Origin of the sequence: Bacillus sp. BP-3 (assembly GCF_028401955.1) — a bacterium.
Classification (GTDB): domain Bacteria; phylum Bacillota; class Bacilli; order Bacillales; family Bacillaceae_G; genus Bacillus_A.
The window spans coordinates 1-16,676 of sequence record NZ_JAQOTJ010000018.1; the positions used below are offsets into that span (position 1 = coordinate 1).

Below are 16,676 nucleotides of genomic sequence, written 5' to 3' on the forward strand. Positions count from 1 at the left end.
GATTAGCTCAGCTGGGAGAGCACCTGCCTTACAAGCAGGGGGTCGGCGGTTCGATCCCGTCATCCTCCACCATATAAGTTTTCATGTCGGAGGGGTAGCGAAGTGGCTAAACGCGGCGGACTGTAAATCCGCTCCTTCGGGTTCGGCAGTTCGAATCTGCCCCCCTCCACCATTTTAAAAAAACAACCTTATAAAGGTTTATTTTTTTGGTGAGACGATTATACTAGTAAGTATTAATGGGCTATAGCCAAGCGGTAAGGCAACGGACTTTGACTCCGTCATGCGCTGGTTCGAATCCAGCTAGCCCAGCCATTTAAGTAAGAGCCATTAGCTCAGTTGGTAGAGCATCTGACTTTTAATCAGAGGGTCGAAGGTTCGAGTCCTTCATGGCTCACCATTTTTGCGGAAGTAGTTCAGTGGTAGAATACAACCTTGCCAAGGTTGGGGTCGCGGGTTCGAATCCCGTCTTCCGCTCCAACCTGGGGCCTTAGCTCAGCTGGGAGAGCGCCTGCCTTGCACGCAGGAGGTCAGCGGTTCGATCCCGCTAGGCTCCATACAGTTAAAAAAGCTTGAAGTCGAATAATAGACTTCAAGCTTTTTTGTTTATATAAATTCAATTTTGATGCTTCGATGCAGAATACAATATAACAGCTACTTGCTTTCTCCTTTTGTTTTAAACCTTGTGTGGGGTAGAAAAGGGTCCTGACCGCTTCTAGGCATGGCCAGATGCTCTCGCCTCCCTAAAAAAGAAAAGTTTTTTAGTTTTAATTTATATATTTTTGATGACTCCAACTTTAATATTAAAGTTGGAGGGAGTTGTTTCATGTGAAGATTATTATTGCATCCGATTCATATAAAGAAAGTTTAACAGCTTTAGAAGTATGTGAAGCAGTAGAAAAAGGATTTCGCTCTATATACCCAAAAGCAGAGTATATAAAAATTCCTATTGCAGATGGTGGAGAAGGAACAGTACAAGCACTTGTTGATGCAACGCAAGGGAAAATCGTGAATCTTCCTGTGACAGGTCCATTAGGAAACGTAGTAGAAGGGTTTTACGGCCTTTCTGCAGATCAACAGACGGCTTTTATTGAAATGGCAGCTGCGTCTGGTTTACATCATGTTCCACTTGAGAAGAGGAATCCGTTTTTAACGACAACAAGAGGGACGGGAGAACTCATTTTACACGCATTAGAACAAGGCGTCCATCGTATCATTTTAGGACTTGGAGGAAGTGCTACAAACGATGGAGGAGCAGGAATGTTATCCGCGTTAGGTGTACGTTTTTTTGATAGCAGTAATTGCGTTATAGAGCCAAATGGAGGAAACTTAGATTGTATTACTTATTTTGATATATCACAGTTAGACCCTCGTTTAGCGCAGGTTGAAATTGAAGCAGCTTGTGACGTCACGAATCCTTTAACAGGGGTGACAGGGGCATCTTTTATATTTGGAAGACAAAAAGGAGCCACAGACGAGATGATAGAGCGGTTAGATTGCAATTTAAAGTATTATGCTAGGTTAATTAAACAAACTCTTCATGTTGATATCGAATTTGTCCCAGGAGCAGGTGCTGCAGGCGGACTTGGAGCAGCTATTGTTGCCTTTTTCCATGGTACACTTAGAAAAGGTATTGATATTGTACTTGATTACACGAATTTTAATGTTCATTTGCAAAATGCAGATTTAGTGATTACAGGAGAAGGAAGAATTGATGAACAGACAGTCTATGGAAAAGCGCCTATAGGAGTAGCAAAACGAGCTAAAGAACATAATCTTCCTGTTATTGCAATTGCCGGAGCTGTTCACCCAAATCATACTCCGATTTATGAAGAGGGCATTGATGCTGTATTTAGTATCGTTTCAGGAGCAATGACATTAGAAGAAGCGTATGAAATGGGAAAAGAAAATATTTATACTACAGCACGAAATATTGCGGCTATATGGAAACTAGGATTAAAAAATCGTCCCTACTCGTAAGGGACGATTTTTTTATGCATATTTTAGCGGGAAATTCTCACTTTATGGCTTCTTTATATTGTATTAAGTGTATATAAATACAAAAAAATGTCGAGTTGAGTCAGATAATATAAAAGATTTAAAATATTTAGTGAAAGCATAAAAGGGGGAATCATCTATGAAGAAAGAAATTTCAATTGTGGGAGTACCGATGGACTTAGGACAAATGCGCCGCGGTGTTGATATGGGGGCGAGCGCGATTCGTTATGCTGGAGTTGTTGAAAGAATTGAAAATATAGGATATAACGTAGAAGACTTAGGGGATATATGTATTGAAAGAGAAGTTCAAATAAATGAAAATGAAAAATTACGAAACCTTGAGCAAGTTGTAAAAGTATGTCATGAGCTAGCAAGTAAAGTTGATAGCATTATTGAAAAGAAAAGCTTCCCACTTGTATTAGGTGGCGATCATAGCATTGCGATTGGAACGCTTGCTGGTATTGCAAAGCATTATAAAAATCTTGGTGTTATTTGGTACGATGCACATGGAGACTTAAATACAGAGGAAACATCTCCATCTGGGAACATTCATGGTATGTCATTAGCTGCAAGTTTAGGACATGGTCATTCATCACTTGTTAATTTATACGGTGAGTATCCGAAAGTGAAAAAAGAAAATGTAGTTATTATCGGTGCTCGTTCTTTAGACGATGGAGAGAAAGAGTTTATTCGAAAAGAAGGTATTAAAGTTTTCACTATGCATGAAATTGATCGCATGGGAATGACAGCGGTTATGGAAGAAACAATGGCATACTTATCACATACAGATGGTGTACATTTATCTTTAGATTTAGATGGTCTTGATCCACATGATGCACCTGGCGTAGGTACACCGGTTGCTGGTGGTTTATCATATCGTGAAAGTCATTTAGCAATGGAAATGTTAGCGGAGTCTGGTATGATTACATCTGCCGAATTTGTGGAAGTGAATCCAATTTTAGATGAAAAAAATAAAACTGCAATTGCAGCTGTAGCGTTAATGGGCTCTTTATTTGGTGAAAAGTTAAAATAATTTTAAAAAAGAGAAGAGAGTAGCTGAAAAGCTGCTTTTTTTTACTTTGAAATAAAGATACAGCGGTACATTATATTTTATAATCATTTCTTAAAGTCTGACATCTAATAATAGCATGTCAGGTTTAGAAATGTGGTTTGAAATTGTGGTTCGTATAATGTATGTTATAATTAATTTGTTGTTGTAAATTACATATAGATGGAGGAAGGGTCAGAATGCCTTTTGGAGATATAAATGTTATTTTTAAATATCTCAGCACTATAATAGATATCACCCTTGTATGGTTTGTTATATATAAATTGATTCTTGTAATACGTGGTACAAAAGCTGTCCAGCTTTTAAAAGGAATTACAGTAATCATTATTGTTCGTATTTTAAGTAATTTCTTTGAGTTGCATACGCTGCAATGGCTTATGGATCAGGCGTTAACTTGGGGATTTTTAGCGATTATTATCATTTTCCAACCAGAGTTAAGACGTGCTCTTGAGCAGCTTGGACGGGGAAGTTTATTTTCACGAGGAGGCAATCAAGAGGAAAATGAACATGAGTCGGTTGTAAATGCTGTTGTAAAGGCAACAGAATATATGGGAAAACGTCGTATTGGTGCACTTATTACAATGGCGAGAGAAACTGGGATGGGGGATTATGTTGAAACAGGAATCCCACTAAATGCAAATATTTCATCAGAGTTATTAATTAATATTTTTATACCAAATACCCCGCTGCATGACGGGGCAGTAATTATGCAAGGAAATATTATTAGAGCAGCTGCTTGTTATTTACCATTATCAGAAAGCCCGTTCATTTCTAAAGAATTGGGAACACGTCATCGTGCGGCAATGGGTGTAAGTGAAGTAACAGATAGCTTAACAGTTGTTGTATCAGAAGAAACGGGACACATTTCTTTAACAAAAAACGGTGAGTTACATCGTGATTTGAAAAGTGAACAATTAAAAGAGCTGCTTATGAAAGAGTTAGGCGGAAACGTAAAACAGTCTTCTTCGTCTTTATGGAATTGGAGGAGAAAACGTCATGGATAAATTAATGGATAATCATTGGTTTTTAAGAGGGATTGCATTATTATTAGCAATTATGCTCTATATGTCAACGAACATAGATAAAAATGTATCAGATAATTTTAATCCATCGCCTTTTCCTGTAGGAGATACAACAGAAACAATATCTGGAGTCCCGGTATCTGCATATTATGATGAGGATAAGTATATTGTAAGCGGAATTCCTGAAAAAGTAAGCGTCACGCTTGAAGGGCAAAATAACGTTGTGGCTGCTGCTAAAGTGAAAAGGCAGTTTGAGGTATTTGTTAATTTGCGTGGTTATACACCGGGAACATATGAGGTCCCTTTAAAATATAGCGGAGTTCCAAATAATTTACATTTAAAAGTTCAGCCAGCGAAAATACAAGTTACTATTAAAAAGAAAGAAGTAAAATCTTTTCCTGTAGAAGTGAAATATTTAAATGAGAATCAAGTGCAAAAAGGAACAGTTATAGATAAACCGATTGTTAAACCGGGCACTGTAGAAGTAGCCGGTACAACAGAGCAACTTTCACAAATTGCTCTTGTGCGGGCATATGTTGATTTGAAAGGTATTAACAAAACAGTGACAAAAGAAGCACAAATTGTATTGTATGATAAAGATGGGAATCAGTTAGATTTGAAAACAGATTCTTCTACTGTCAATGTCACTGTACCAGTTTCATCACCTGAAAAAACGGTTTCCCTAGACGTCACGAAAAAGGGAAGTTTACAAGAAGGTATAACTGTAACGAGTATAAAAGTTGAACCGAGTGAAATAGAGATATATGGTTCGAAAGACGTACTTGATAATATTACATCTCTTGAGGGCATCGAAGTCGACTTAAGTAAAATTACAGAGTCAACTACCTTCGATGCCTCTGTTTCTTTGCCTAAAGGTGTCACAAAGGCGGACCCTAGCCAAGTAAAAGTGACAGTTGAAGTACGAAAGCAACAGCGAAAAACAATAACTGACATTCCTTTGCAGGTGAATGGGTTATCAGATTTATTAACAATGAAATTTTCTGATCCACAAAATGGAAAAATTAGTGTTGATGTTTCTGGGGATGCAAGTATTATAGAGAAGATAAGCGCGGATCAGATTAAAGCATCGATTAATGTAGGAAATATGAGTGCAGGAACACATGACGTTCCAATTCAAATTAGTGGTCCCAATAATGTCACATTAGAATTAAAACAAAAAAATGCGAAAGTAGAGCTTGCAAAGAAGCAAGATACCGGGCATGAAGTACAAGGGCAGCCAGAGCAGCCAACGAATAAAGGAAATGAGCAAGAAAAAAGGAGCGAATAGCAATGGGAAAATATTTTGGTACTGACGGCGTACGAGGCGTTGCGAATGAGGAATTAACGCCTGAATTAGCATTTAAGATTGGTCGATTTGGTGGCTATGTATTAACTAAAGATACAGAGCGTCCAAAAGTTATTATTGGCCGTGATACACGTGTGTCTGGACATATGTTAGAAGGTGCTTTAGTAGCTGGACTATTATCAATTGGGGCAGAAGTAATGCGCCTTGGTGTTATTTCTACTCCTGGGGTTGCTTATTTAACGAAAGTATTAGATGCACAAGCTGGTGTGATGATTTCTGCATCTCATAACCCTGTACAAGATAATGGAATTAAGTTTTTTGGTCCAGACGGTTTTAAATTAACAGACGAGCAAGAGGAAGAAATTGAAGCGCTATTAGATAAAGAAGTAGATGAACTTCCACGTCCTGTCGGTACAGCTTTAGGACAAGTAAATGACTATTTTGAAGGCGGGCAAAAATACTTACAATACATTAAACAAACTGTAGATGAAGATTTCTCTGGCTTACATATTGCGTTAGATTGTGCGCACGGTGCAACATCCTCTCTAGCGCCGTATTTGTTTGCTGATTTAGAAGCTGACATTTCAACAATGGGAACATCGCCAAACGGCATGAATATTAACGATGGGGTAGGTTCTACACATCCAGAGGTATTAGCAGCGTTTGTGAAAGAAAAAGGTGCTGATATTGGTCTAGCGTTTGACGGAGATGGTGACCGTTTAATTGCTGTTGATGAAAAAGGAAATGTTGTAGATGGCGATCAAATTATGTATATTTGTGCGAAATATATGAGCGAATCAGGGAAATTAAAACATAATACAGTTGTTTCAACAGTTATGAGTAATTTAGGTTTTTATAAAGCGGTAGAAGCTAATGGTATTACAAGTAATCAAACAGCTGTTGGTGACCGTTACGTAATGGAAGAAATGAAGCGTGGCGGCTATAACCTTGGTGGAGAACAATCTGGTCATATTATTTTCTTGGATTACATTACAACTGGGGATGGTATGTTAAGTGCACTTCAACTTGTAAACATTATGAAAATGACGAAAAAATCATTATCTGAGCTTGCAAATGAAATGAAAAAGTTCCCTCAATTACTTGTGAATGTTCGCGTAACAGATAAAAAACAAGCATTAGAAAATGAAAAAATTAAAGAAATCATTCGTGTTGTAGAAGAAGAGATGGACGGAGATGGTCGTATTCTCGTTCGTCCTTCTGGTACAGAGCCATTAATTCGTGTTATGGCAGAGGCACCAACACAAGATCTTTGTGATCAATACGTAAGTCGTATTGTAGAGGTTGTAAAAGCAGAAGTTGGAGCTGAATAATAGCCGAATGTTGTTACAAAAAAGGAGCACATTTTGTGCTCCTTTTACATATACTTGTTATCTACAATGGAAAAATTTCATTGACGATTTATTCCATTTGTTATAAGATAATTTTGTTCTTTTTCTCAGCAAAATAGATTGAAGTAAGAAGCGCCAGAACTACCTGTGATGTAGTTGACGAGGAGGAGTTTATCGAGATTTCGGCGGATGGCTCCCGGTTGTTCATCACAACCGAAAGTTTTTACTTAAAGCATTGAGGTGACTCAATAGACAAAGGTAAAAGTGTGATGAGAGAAAAAGAATGGATGCACTAGCTGTATGAAGTATACAGGCTGAAACCAAAATGAGAGGAAGGTGAAAGCCGTTACAAGCTTACAAAGCTAGCGATATGTAAATCCGTTTTTTTGTATGCAAAGATAAGATCGGGCTATGTCGTTATGTGTTTATGAAAGATCATAAGCATATTGTAACGGCGACTAATTATGTGTGGAATCGTAGGATTTATTGGGGAACAAGATGCAAAGGAAATTTTATTAAAAGGGTTAGAGAAGCTAGAATACCGCGGATATGATTCAGCTGGTATTGCAGTGCAAGCAGCGAACGGTGTTGTTGTATTTAAAGAAAAGGGCCGCATTGCAAAACTTCGCGAAATCGTAGATGAAAATGTAGCAGCTAATGTGGGAATCGGTCATACACGTTGGGCAACTCATGGTGTTCCAAGTCAGGTGAACGCACATCCGCACAGAAGCACTACAGAGCGCTTTACCCTTGTGCATAACGGTGTAATTGAAAACTACGAGTTATTAAAGAATGAATATCTTCAAGATGTAAACTTTGTAAGTGAAACAGATACAGAAGTAATCGTTCAGCTTGTAGAAAAACAAGTGAAAACAGGTTTGACGGTAGAAGAAGCATTCCGTAAAACATTAACACTATTACACGGTTCATATGCATTAGCATTACTTGATGCAGAAAACCCAGACATGATTTATGTTGCTAAAAATAAAAGCCCGCTATTAGTGGGTACTGGAGATAACTTTAATGTTGTTGCAAGTGATGCAATGGCAATGCTACAAGTTACAGATCAATTTATCGAACTAATGGATAAAGAAATGGTTCTTGTAACAAAAGAAAAGATTACAATCCAAAATTTACAAGGTGAAACGATTGATCGTGCACCATTTACAGCAGAATTAGATGCAAGTGACATTGAAAAAGGAACATATCCTCATTTCATGCTAAAAGAAATTGATGAGCAACCACTTGTCATTCGTAATATTATTCAAAAGTATCAAAATGAAGACGGCGAAATCAAACTTGATGCAGAAATTCGCAATGCAATTTTAGAAAGCGATCGTGTGTATATCATTGCGTGTGGAACAAGTTATCATGCAGGCCTTGTTGGAAAACAATTCATGGAACGTTTTGCAAAAGTACCAGTAGAAGTACATGTAGCAAGTGAATTCTCTTACAATATGCCATTATTAACAGAAAAACCATTCTTCATTTACATTTCACAAAGTGGTGAAACTGCAGATAGCCGCGCAGTACTTGTGCAAACAAATGAAATGGGGCATAAAGCATTAACGATTACAAACGTACCGGGTTCTACATTGTCTCGTGAAACGAATTATACATTGCCATTACATGCTGGTCCGGAAATCGCTGTAGCTTCTACAAAAGCATATACAGCACAGCTTGCAGTACTTGCAATCTTAGCAGCTGACATTGCAAAAGCAAAAGGTTTAGCACTTGGCTTTGATTTAATCAAAGAACTAGGTCTTGTTGCAAACGCAATGGAAGTACTTTGCGACCAAAAAGATGAAATGGATGCAATTGCAAAAGAATACTTAGCAACAACACGTAACTGTTTCTTCATTGGCCGCAGCGTTGACTTCTACGTTGGTTTAGAAGGCGCATTAAAGCTAAAAGAAATCTCTTACATCCAAGCGGAAGGCTTTGCTGGAGGAGAGTTAAAACACGGTACAATTGCGTTAATTGAACAAGGTACACCAGTTATTGCGCTTGCTACGCAAGAACACGTAAACCTTGGTATTCGCGGTAATGTAAAAGAAGTAGCGGCACGCGGAGCAAATCCTTGCATCATCGCAATGAAAGGCTTAGAAATGGAAGGCGACCGCTTCATCGTACCAGCTGTACACGAAGCACTAGCACCGCTTGCGGTAATCATTCCATTACAGTTGATCTCATACTATGCAGCGCTTCACCGTGAGTGTGACGTTGATAAACCACGTAACTTGGCTAAGTCGGTGACTGTTGAGTAAGAGGTTTATAGATTTGGAATAAAATTGTTGATTTGAAATAAAGTTGCACAGTTTTCCCCCTTTTAGATATGATTATCTAAAGGGGGATTTTTGTGTTGAAAAGAAAAAGAACATCTAAAATCGATAAGTGAATTAAAGAGGGGAGAGGAACGGAACTACTTTTATTTATCTGAATTTTCAGATGTTATTTCAGATATTCATGAACAATTTCTTTTATTACCACAAGAAGAGGCGATTTTCATTGTTGAAGAGCTTGGGGTTAAACACCCAGCTGATCCAAAAACAGGCGATCCAATTGTTATGATAACGGACTTTTTATTAATAGTTTATAAAGGACAAAGTGTATTTGAAGTCATTCATACTATCAAAATGAAAGATAAGCTATTAGAAGAACGCATGTTAGAGAAGTTTGAAATTGAACGGGAAAAACGCTCTTTGTCGATGTTAATATTATCATCGTTTGAAATTCGTAAATGGAAAACTATTTATGATCAACTGCTTATAAATCTTGTGAATGATAGTGGAACTTGGACAAGTAAGTCATTGAAAAGCATTGAAGGTCAAGGTATTACAGTGGTGAAAACTAAACAAAGTTCTAAAGGGTTTCAGCATAGGGCAGAGGTTTTATTGAACCTAGACATTACGAGGAGGGGGATTAATGAAAATGAATGAAAAAACATATCTAAGTATAGAAGAGATTATTTCATTACCAAGCTTATCAGGTACAAACATAAGTGATGATGGCAAAAACGTAGCATTTGTCAAGAAGACAGCTAACTGGAAAGACAATAAATATAGGAATCATGTATGGATATATGAAAAAGATAAGGGGCAGAGTTACCCATTAACAACTAGGAATATAGATAGTACATACCCATTATGGTCTCCAGATTCTAGGAATATCGCATACCTTGGTTCAGTTGGTGACGGGGATAATAAGAAGAATCAGATCTTTGTTAAGTCAATAGATGGTTATAGGGGGGTTCAAATTACTGATGAGAAAGAGGGGGTCAGTAAATTTAAATGGGAGCCTACTGGCAAGGGTTTTTATTATGTTGCACATTCAAAAGAATCTGAGGTGATAAAGAAGCGTAAGGAACTATATGGGGATTTCCACCATATAGGTAAGGAATACCAGAATCATTGTTTATATTACACTGAACTAGAAAAAGTAATACAAAATAATAAATACGACCCTCTAGAAAATTCCGATAATTGTAATAATTTTAAAAATGAAAACGAAAATAGCGTTATTTATCAACTAACTGATGGGAAAGATTTTCATATCCATGAATTTGATATTTCAAATGATGGGAAAAAGGTTGTATTTATGGCTACACCAAGCTCAAATATGGGAGATTATATGAATGGAGATCTATACATACTAGATATTAAAAATAGAGAGCTACAAAAGATGAATATAGATAGGTTGTTGGGAGGGAGCATTTGCTTTTCTCCTGAAGGCAACAAAATATGTTACTCAGCAAGCATAAGGGAGAAGGATTACTATAAGACTCATATACAAGACAGTACATTAGAGATATATGATATTAATAATGGAGAGCTAATTCAACCTTTAACAGATTTTGATAGTACGGTTATTCCATTACAGTGGACAGCTAAAGGAATTTTAATTAGATGGCAGAATAAAACTAATTATCTTATTGGGTTGCTATCTGAGGATGGCACTGTGGAAATGTTAAGCGAAAAAGTAGATAGCTTTATAATGGACGCTTCTATAACAAGGGATGGAAATCATATATCCTATAATAAGGCTATAACAAATGAAACCTTTGAAATTTATTTAGATGATAAAAAAATAACGAATGAAAATAGCTTTTTCAAAGGAAAGCTTAAAAGTAACAGGGAAATAATCTCATGGCAAAGTAGTGATGGTCTTGAAATAGAGGGTGTTTTATCAACCCCAGTAGAGTTTGACACAAATAAACAATATCCCTTATTAGTGGTAATCCATAGTGGTCCGGCTTGGGCATCCTTTCCGATATTTTCAGACTGTTTTAATGAGAAATATCCTATTGAACAGTTTATCGAAAAAGGCTTTATAGTTTTAGAACCAAACTACAGGGGAAGTTCTGGTTATGGTAATGAATTCTTAAAAGCAAACTATAGAAAACTGGGAATTGCTGACTACGATGATGTTATATCTGGAGTGGATAAACTAGTTGACAAAGGGATAGCAGATAAAGATAGAGTAGGGCTTATGGGATGGAGCAACGGGGGATATATATCAGCTTTCTGTTCTACGTTTAGTAGTAGATTTAAAGCTATTTCAGTTGGAGGTGGAATTACGAATTGGAGTACCCATTATGTAAATACAGATATACCTTACTTTATTAGGATGTATTTAGGAAATAATCCATGGAATGATCCAGAGATATATACTAAAACATCACCAATGACATATATTAAATCAGCCTGTACCCCCACTTTAATCCAACATGGCGAAAAGGATGCAAGAATTCCAACTCCAAATGCATATGATCTATATCAAGGATTAAGGGATATGGCAGTTGATACAGAATTAATTATATTTAAAGGAATGGCATATAGTTCTGACCAGCCAGGAATTAATGTAGCTATTATGAAGCAGAATTTGATGTGGTTTTCACACTATATTCTTGGAGAAAGTATGAAAGATTTTAGGGTTTTATAATGGATATCCTCACAGGATACATAAGGATGAAACAGAATAAATAAGGAAACCCTTTTTCTTATTTAGCCTGTGATTGTAGCTCTATGATTATCTAAAGGGTTGTTCGACTCGTTTAAAAGGAATAAAAACAAACAGACAGCATGAATTTCTGTCGGATTTAGAACACAATTATTTTTATTTAACTGAGTATTCCGATGATGTCATTGCTGGCCGCAGAACAGATTTCAAAAAAATAGAGAAACTACATATGCAGTAAGGCTTGAAATGAAAAGAGATAAAGCAATTGAACTATTACACTATGATAATTTATATGATTCCACTTTGGATATTGTTGGAAATTATTCTTATTGATGACTTAAAGCAGAGTCAAAAGTTAATTACAGCTCATGAATCGGGAGTAAAAATAAGATTACAAAAAATTTTAAAATATAACAACGTAGGTTTAAGAGTATTAGAAAAAACAATCGACCAAATAGAACGAATGATGAGAGGGATGGGAAAATGAGCGATACAAGGACCAAATTGATGCTGGATTTGCAAAGAATTGAGAAGGATGAGTATCAGTTACGTGAAGGTGAGCAGCATCAAGATTTCTTACCTTTGTTACTTCAATATATTGGCGATCCTCAGCCAGAATTACGGGATAACCTGATTTATCCGATGTTTTATATGTGGATTAAGGAAGAGGATAGGTTCAGTGAAGAGGAGTTGCGTAGCCTCTTAACTGTTCTGACTGATGAGAACCATTTGTTCTATAATATTGGCAGCGAGGATGATCAGTCAGTTTTTACAAGGACGTTCTCTGCCTTGCCTATCGTTTTAATTGTGCAACGTCACAGACAGAATCCATTTTTCAATCAAGCGGAAATCGAGCAATTAATGCATGCAATGCTCCGTTATTATAAAGAGGAGAAGGATCTGCGAGGTTACCTTTCAGTAGGGGGCTGGGCTCACAGCGTGTCTCACGGTGCGGATGTTTTTGTCGAGCTGGTGCAGTGCGAGGAGAGCAGCGTCGCAATGCTGCGTGAGGTTCTTGTCGCTATTTCTGGCATGCTTCATAATGGTAGACACATTTTTAGCGATGAGGATGATGAGCGGTTAGTCAACATCGTGGATACGATGATTGACAAAGAGTTACTTCCACATCAAGAAATCGCTGATTGGATTAGCGGCTTAGCGCAATGCTGCAATTTGCCGAGAAGTCGCAGTCAGGTGATTGCTCGCGTGAACAGCAAGAATTTTTTACGCAGTCTCTATTTCAGAAGGGGACAAGATAGCCGGGGGGATGAGCTTAACACTGTCATGCTTGGTACTGAGGCAAAATTGAACAGGTTTTCTATCAGTTAAAGGATTAGAGATTAGAGGAGATGTCCCAAAAACCATGGGAAATTGGCTGAGGGATTGCCTCTTTTTATGTTAAGAAAAACAAAAAGTAAATAACCAATTTTTTACTCTTTTTAAAAGATTAATATTGTTAGAGTGTGTTTCAATTTTCATTTAGTTAAAAATGGCAGTCACAAAATTACTACTGTGACTGCTTTATAAAAGGTTGACCAAAACCTTTATTTTGCTTCCGTGGTTTGCTAACCTATAAAGTGAAAGCTTTTACTGCCCGTTAATGCGGGATAAATGAATTCCCTCTGCTCTAATCTAATAGTACTTTATTTATTGGCGGTTATTGTCATGTTCCACAGTTATGACGACATTTCCCTTCTTGTGTCCTTTCTCGACATATCTATGAGCTTCAACGATCTCTTCAAACGCATAGTATCTGTCAATAACCACTTTTAATTTTCCAGCCTCAACAAGTTCTTTGAGGAAGTTTAGTGCTTCGGAATTTTTAGGTGAATTTTGACTCAAAATTATTTTCTTGTTGCTTGTCAATTTAGTCCATAGCATTCGAACACTTGGTAATGGTACGGTGACATTTATATAGGTTCCATCCCTATTTAGCGATTTCATACAAGCTGAAAACGAACTCTTGTTTACAGCTTCAAAGATAACATCATAAGTCTTGCCTTTGCTTGAAAAATCTTCTCTAGTGTAATCAATTACTTGATCGGCCCCCAGGGATTTTACCAATTCTAAATTTGTGGTACTGCATACCCCTGTAACTTCTGCCCCAAAATACTTAGCAATCTGTACTGCATAACTTCCTACACTTCCTGAAGCACCATAAACAAGAACCTTTTGACCACTCCTAATATTAGCTTTTCTAAGATAAAATAATGCAGTTCGTGCCCCGATTGGAATGGCAGCGGCTTCCTCAAAGGATAAATTGTTGGGTTTAATAGATACTGATCCATTTTCAGGTAGACACTTATATTCGGCATAGGCACCAAAACCAACTAGGGAAGCTGCAAAAACTTGATCACCTTCCTTAAATCGCTTGACATCTTTCCCTGCTGACTCAACTTCTCCAGCTAACTCCATCCCCAATATCTCTTTTTTGGGTTGTCTAAAACCCAATGCTATTCGAGCAGGCAGCCAAACAGAGAGAGGAACTGTAAAACTCCTTAATCGAATATCTGCTACTGTTACGGTTGTCGCTTTTACTTTCACCAGTATTTCATTGTCCTTAGGAGTAGGTTTTTTAATCTCTTTCAACTGAAGAACGTCGGGTGGACCGTATTTTGTATACACAATTGCCTTCATTAATCCTCCTCCTCCAAGTTCGTTCTATTCATTCATATCTGCGAACACGAATAAATAGAACGATAGTTTCGCTCTTCAAAAACTATTCTTAACCTATCCAGCCCTTTTTTCTAGTATCTTGCACCATCCAAGTGGATGTTAAAAAGCACACTTTATGAGACAGTATAAAGTTTGTCCTAATTTCATCAAATTGTATGTTCAATTTGAGTATAAAGGAATATAGTAAAATTAAGGTGTCTAATTGTTCATTAAAAGGATGGCGATAATCGAAGGGAAATTCCCCGAATTATTAATGAATGCTGAACTGCCAAAAGTGCTACAAATGGAAAAGTAGAAGAGAGGCTTTCTAGCAAAATTTATATTGAAACCGATATTTCCGTTATAGTAAAAAACGTCCTATCAATCAAAATCTCTAGGGCACGTTTATCTGTCCTAGGACTTTTCATAAAATTATACGTCACATAACATAGGCAGAGAAGAATCAGACTTTACTCCAAACTATTAACTGCTGAGAACCATACCGCAAGTAACGGTAAACTAAAGTCTTAACCCTTGCAAGAAGCTGAGTTAGGGCCTTTTAGATGAAATTCTTTCTTTTTAAACAGCTTTAAATAGTTTATAATTATCAGATAACAGTAGATATTTTACCTTGTAAATAATTATAATAGAATATGAACGGTTATAATTGAGACAGAAAAGGTGTGTTCCTAGGTGGGGTCTAGGTGGCGCATTGCTTTTTGTGACATCTAAGCAGGAGCGCCAACCCTTTTTTGTAAATATAGGGGATGAGGAAGGTTATCATGAGCAAAATGCAGAAGAAAACAGACGTTATCTTAATTGGTGCCGGAGTTATGAGTGCGACTTTAGGCTCATTACTGAAAGAATTAGTACCTGAATGGGAAATCAAAGTGTTTGAGAAACTCGCAAGCGCGGGAGAAGAAAGCTCTAACGAATGGAATAATGCGGGTACGGGCCATGCTGCGCTGTGTGAGCTTAACTATACATCCGAAAAATCTGACGGATCTGTAGATATTAGCAAAGCTATAAAAATTAATGAACAGTTTCAGCTTTCAAGACAGTTTTGGTCTTATCTTGTAAACAGCAAGCTGATTCGTAATCCACAGGACTTTATCATGCCAATACCTCATATGAGTTTAGTACAAGGGGAAAAAAATGTAACATTTTTGAAAAGACGTTTTGAAGCGCTTTCAAATAATTCCCTGTTTCAAGGGATGGAATTTTCTGATGATCCTGAAAAGCTGAAGGAATGGATTCCGCTTATTATGGAAGGTCGTACATCGAATGAACCGATGGCGGCAACGAAAATCGACTCTGGAACGGATGTTAACTTTGGTGCGTTAACACGCATGTTGTTTAATCACTTACAGAGTAAAAACGTCGAGATAAACTACAAGCATAGTGTTCAGGATATTAAACGTACTAGCGATGGTTCATGGGAAGTGAAGGTACATGATATCGATAGCGGTAAAATCGAATATCATACTGCGAAATTTGTTTTCATCGGCGGTGGGGGCGGAAGTCTGCCTTTACTACAAAAAACTGGTATTCCTGAGTCAAAACATATTGGAGGATTCCCGGTAAGCGGGTTATTTATGGTATGTAACAATCCGGAAGTTATAGCGCAGCACCATGCAAAAGTATACGGTAAAGCTAAGGTTGGTGCTCCACCAATGTCTGTTCCGCATCTTGATACAAGATATATCGACAACAAGAAAACATTGTTGTTTGGACCGTTTGCCGGCTTCTCACCAAAGTTCTTAAAAACTGGTTCAAATTTTGATTTGATAAGTTCTGTAAAACCGAATAACCTCTTCACAATGTTGGCAGCAGGCGTAAAAGAAATGGGATTGACAAAATATTTGATCCAACAAGTTATGTTATCGAATGAAAAACGCATGGAAGAATTACGCGAGTTTATCCCAAACGCAAAAAGCGAAGATTGGGGTATAGTGGTAGCAGGCCAACGTGTGCAAGTGATCAAAGATACTGCAAGTGGTAAAGGAACACTTCAATTTGGTACGGAAGTTGTTAGTGCCGCTGATGGCTCGGTAGCTGCATTACTCGGTGCTTCTCCGGGTGCTTCTACTGCCGTTCATGTTATGCTTGAGGTATTAGAAAAATGCTTCCCACAACGTATGAAAGAGTGGGAACCGAAAATAAAAGAAATGATTCCTTCTTATGGCGTGTCACTAGTGGAAAACCCAGAGCTTTTCCAAAAAATTTCTACTTCAACAGCGCAGACGCTTGGTTTAAGTGAAAAAGAACGGTCTGTTGTTAATTCTTAAAGATATTTGTAACAGAAGCTGTGGACTTGAAAT

General features: G+C 37.4%; 12 protein-coding genes, 5 tRNA genes and 1 pseudogene. 17 read left to right on the top strand and 1 reads right to left on the bottom strand.

All coding sequences use genetic code 11. The features are described 5' to 3' along the window. Positions 1–88: 88 nt before the first annotated feature. The 16 genes and pseudogenes from PLX19_RS21280 (at position 89) to PLX19_RS21350 (ending at position 13,029) form a co-directional block, all read left to right on the top strand. Positions 89–172, top strand: a tRNA-Tyr gene (locus tag PLX19_RS21280). Between the two features lie 65 nt (positions 173–237). After that, positions 238–312, top strand: a tRNA-Gln gene (locus tag PLX19_RS21285). A 9-nt stretch (positions 313–321) separates the two neighbouring features. Then, positions 322–397 (top strand) — tRNA-Lys (locus PLX19_RS21290). A 5-nt stretch (positions 398–402) separates the two neighbouring features. Beyond that, positions 403–477: transfer RNA gene (locus tag PLX19_RS21295), tRNA-Gly, on the top strand. A gap of 4 nt (positions 478–481) precedes the next feature. Further along, a tRNA-Ala gene (locus PLX19_RS21300) sits at positions 482–554 on the top strand. 271 nt (positions 555–825) lie between these two features. After that, positions 826–1,977, top strand: coding sequence for a glycerate kinase (locus PLX19_RS21305; RefSeq protein ID WP_272190866.1), 1,152 nt, complete (start codon positions 826–828; stop codon positions 1,975–1,977). Between the two features lie 157 nt (positions 1,978–2,134). Then, a complete protein-coding gene (gene rocF, locus PLX19_RS21310; protein ID WP_272190868.1) occupies positions 2,135–3,028 on the top strand; it encodes an arginase in 894 nt (297 codons plus the stop codon). Positions 3,029–3,243: 215 nt separating this feature from the next. After that, entirely contained in the window at positions 3,244–4,068 is an 825-nt protein-coding gene (gene cdaA, locus PLX19_RS21315) for a diadenylate cyclase CdaA (RefSeq protein WP_272190870.1), read from the top strand. Further along, positions 4,061–5,374: a CdaR family protein gene (locus PLX19_RS21320; protein ID WP_272190872.1), complete on the top strand. Its 1,314-nt coding sequence runs from the start codon at positions 4,061–4,063 to the stop codon at positions 5,372–5,374. The genes cdaA and PLX19_RS21320 overlap by 8 nt, the downstream gene beginning before the upstream one ends. 2 nt (positions 5,375–5,376) lie before the next feature. Continuing rightward, entirely contained in the window at positions 5,377–6,723 is a 1,347-nt protein-coding gene (glmM, locus tag PLX19_RS21325) for a phosphoglucosamine mutase (protein WP_272190873.1), read from the top strand. 482 nt (positions 6,724–7,205) lie between these two features. Further along, positions 7,206–9,008, top strand: coding sequence for a glutamine--fructose-6-phosphate transaminase (isomerizing) (gene glmS, locus PLX19_RS21330; RefSeq protein ID WP_272190875.1), 1,803 nt, complete (start codon positions 7,206–7,208; stop codon positions 9,006–9,008). A 195-nt stretch (positions 9,009–9,203) separates the two neighbouring features. Beyond that, complete coding sequence (locus PLX19_RS26285; protein WP_442869080.1) at positions 9,204–9,680, top strand: Tn7-like element transposition protein TnsE; 477 nt, start codon at positions 9,204–9,206, stop codon at positions 9,678–9,680. Continuing rightward, positions 9,667–11,682 carry a S9 family peptidase gene (locus tag PLX19_RS21340; RefSeq protein ID WP_272190877.1) on the top strand — a complete coding sequence of 672 codons (2,016 nt, stop codon included), beginning with the start codon at positions 9,667–9,669 and terminating at the stop codon, positions 11,680–11,682. Before PLX19_RS26285 ends, PLX19_RS21340 begins: the two co-directional genes overlap by 14 nt. Before the next feature lie 97 nt (positions 11,683–11,779). Next, positions 11,780–11,887: pseudogene (locus PLX19_RS26070) on the top strand (heteromeric transposase endonuclease subunit TnsA); the annotation flags it as partial. A gap of 93 nt (positions 11,888–11,980) precedes the next feature. Next, a complete protein-coding gene (locus PLX19_RS21345) occupies positions 11,981–12,187 on the top strand; it encodes a hypothetical protein (protein WP_272190878.1) in 207 nt (68 codons plus the stop codon). Beyond that, a complete protein-coding gene (locus PLX19_RS21350) occupies positions 12,184–13,029 on the top strand; it encodes a DUF2785 domain-containing protein (RefSeq protein WP_272190880.1) in 846 nt (281 codons plus the stop codon). The genes PLX19_RS21345 and PLX19_RS21350 overlap by 4 nt, the downstream gene beginning before the upstream one ends. Positions 13,030–13,347: 318 nt before the next feature. Here PLX19_RS21350 and PLX19_RS21355 read toward each other — a convergent pair whose 3' ends face one another. Next, positions 13,348–14,337, bottom strand: coding sequence for an NAD(P)-dependent alcohol dehydrogenase (locus PLX19_RS21355; RefSeq protein ID WP_272190882.1), 990 nt, complete (start codon positions 14,335–14,337; stop codon positions 13,348–13,350). Between the two features lie 800 nt (positions 14,338–15,137). Here PLX19_RS21355 and PLX19_RS21360 point away from each other — a divergent pair. After that, the gene (locus PLX19_RS21360) at positions 15,138–16,643 is read left to right on the top strand and encodes a malate:quinone oxidoreductase (protein ID WP_272190884.1); all 1,506 of its coding nucleotides are present in this window, start codon (positions 15,138–15,140) and stop codon (positions 16,641–16,643) included. Positions 16,644–16,676 lie beyond the last annotated feature (33 nt).

Excerpts from the sequence above, each read along its gene's own strand:
- rocF (WP_272190868.1), top strand. The coding sequence starts at position 2,135 with ATGAAGAAAGAAATTTCAATTGTGGGAGTACCGATGGACTTAGGACAA.
- cdaA (WP_272190870.1), top strand. The coding sequence starts at position 3,244 with ATGCCTTTTGGAGATATAAATGTTATTTTTAAATATCTCAGCACTATA.
- PLX19_RS21320 (WP_272190872.1), top strand. The coding sequence starts at position 4,061 with ATGGATAAATTAATGGATAATCATTGGTTTTTAAGAGGGATTGCATTA.
- glmM (WP_272190873.1), top strand. The coding sequence starts at position 5,377 with ATGGGAAAATATTTTGGTACTGACGGCGTACGAGGCGTTGCGAATGAG.
- glmS (WP_272190875.1), top strand. The coding sequence starts at position 7,206 with ATGTGTGGAATCGTAGGATTTATTGGGGAACAAGATGCAAAGGAAATT.
- PLX19_RS21340 (WP_272190877.1), top strand. The coding sequence starts at position 9,667 with ATGAAAATGAATGAAAAAACATATCTAAGTATAGAAGAGATTATTTCA.
- PLX19_RS21345 (WP_272190878.1), top strand. The coding sequence starts at position 11,981 with ATGATAATTTATATGATTCCACTTTGGATATTGTTGGAAATTATTCTT.
- PLX19_RS21350 (WP_272190880.1), top strand. The coding sequence starts at position 12,184 with ATGAGCGATACAAGGACCAAATTGATGCTGGATTTGCAAAGAATTGAG.
- PLX19_RS21355 (WP_272190882.1), bottom strand. The coding sequence starts at position 14,337 with ATGAAGGCAATTGTGTATACAAAATACGGTCCACCCGACGTTCTTCAG.
- PLX19_RS21360 (WP_272190884.1), top strand. The coding sequence starts at position 15,138 with ATGAGCAAAATGCAGAAGAAAACAGACGTTATCTTAATTGGTGCCGGA.